This is a genomic window from Streptomyces sp. CO7 (genome assembly GCF_053474865.1).
Map to the genome: position 1 here is coordinate 947,633 of NZ_JBRIOU010000002.1, position 1,557 is coordinate 949,189.

The window sequence follows — 1,557 nt, forward strand, 5'->3', positions numbered from 1 at the left end:
GTGCGGGCCTGAGGGGTGGCGTGGCGCGGAATCGAGTCGTGAGGGGCGCGAGCGGCGACGGGCCGTGCCTCCCGTCCCCATTCCCCTCACCCGGGGACCCCGCGTCGGTCATTGTGGGCAGCCCCTCCTCCCGCCCGCTCCACTCCACTGCACCCCACTCGCCTCCGCTCCGGGAACGGGGACCCCACCTCACCCGTTGTCCCTTCCAAGGGGGAACGGATGAAGAAGACACGCCAGAAGGACCGCGACATGCCGGGGCCCGACTCGCCCTGGAACGAGATCCGCCCGGGGCTGTGGATGGGCGGCCACCACTGGACCGACCACACCGGCGACCTGGTCCCCGCCGTCCCGGACCGCGAGTTCGACCTGGTCGTCAGCCTCTTCACCCTGCCGGGCCACGGACCGCACCCCTCCGTCGAGCACGTGATCGCCGAGATCCCGGACGGCCCTCTCACCCCGGACCAGATCCACTCCGTCCAGCAGGCCGCCGACCGCGCCGTACACGCAGTACGGGCCGACCACACGGTCCTGGTCCGCTGCCACTCCGGCTACAACCGCTCCGGCCTGGTCACCGCCCAAGCGCTGATGGACCTCGACGCCCACAGCCCCGCCACCGCCGTCGACCTCGTCCGCGCCAGACGATCACCCTGGGCCTTCAGCAACGAGACCTTCGTCCAGTACCTCACCGCCGGCCTCGACACCGCCCGCCTCCTCACCGGCCTCCAGGCCCCGACCTGATCGACTCACTCTCCGTACCCCTCCCGCTGCACCCCGCCCACCAGCGGATACGCAGGTGAAACCCACCCGGGATCCTTGGTATGGTTATCCACGTCGCCGAGGGCACCGCCCCGAACGCGACGCAACACCTGGTCCGGGTGGCGGAATGGCAGACGCGCTAGCTTGAGGTGCTAGTGCCCTTTATCGGGCGTGGGGGTTCAAGTCCCCCCTCGGACACACAGTTGCCCCACGGGGCCCGGTTCTCGGGCAGGGGTGATCGGCACCCGCATCGGCTCTCGGCCGGAGCGGGTGTTCTGCGTTCCGGCCTTTTCTCCCTGGCGCTCTCCTCCTTCTTTCCGGTGTCTGCCGGCCTCGCCGTTCGTCAGTTGATGGTGATCCTTTCTGCTCGGGGTGTATCCGCAGTCAGAGTCCTGTCCGCGGGGTCGTAGACCAGGGTGATCTCCTGGCCGCGGAGATGGGCGACGGCCTGCTCAACCGTGGGCGGCGCCACCGACCCGCAGGACGGAGCCTCGGGCTTGGCCGTTTCGATACGGCCGGTGAGGCGCAGGTGCAGGGCGGGCAGGTGGGGGAGGACCTGGTCCTCGCGTATGTAGGCGTTCGGCGTGCGGGCCGGGTCGGGTCGGCCGGCGCTGGTGTGTCCGTGGCGGCACCGGTAGCCCGGGTGCTCGTGCACCCAGTGCGATTCCATACGGCGCCCGCAGACGCCGCAGCACAGCAGTCCAGCCAGCGGGTAAGTCCGGCCCGGTGCCGGCTGCGGGCGGGTGCGGATCTGCTGCACAGCGACGAAGTCGGCCTCACTGACGAGCGCCGGGTGGGCAG

Annotated in this window: 2 protein-coding genes and 1 tRNA gene; 2 read left to right on the plus strand and 1 reads right to left on the minus strand. The window is 70.6% G+C overall.

Annotated features, from left to right (window positions below):
• Nucleotides 1-219: 219 nt before the first annotated feature.
• A complete protein-coding gene (locus ACOV8S_RS06345; protein ID WP_448316574.1) occupies nt 220-738 on the plus strand; it encodes a protein-tyrosine phosphatase family protein in 519 nt (172 codons plus the stop codon).
• Nucleotides 739-869: 131 nt separating this feature from the next.
• Nucleotides 870-954, plus strand: a tRNA-Leu gene (locus ACOV8S_RS06350).
• 145 nt (nt 955-1,099) lie between these two features.
• Here ACOV8S_RS06350 and ACOV8S_RS06355 read toward each other — a convergent pair.
• Nucleotides 1,100-1,557: zinc ribbon domain-containing protein (locus tag ACOV8S_RS06355; RefSeq protein ID WP_448316576.1), on the minus strand; the 458-nt coding region annotated here is incomplete at its 5' end.

Bases quoted from the DNA above. Each gene is read 5' to 3' on its own strand.
- ACOV8S_RS06345 (WP_448316574.1), top strand. From the start codon at position 220: ATGAAGAAGACACGCCAGAAGGACCGCGACATGCCGGGGCCCGACTCG.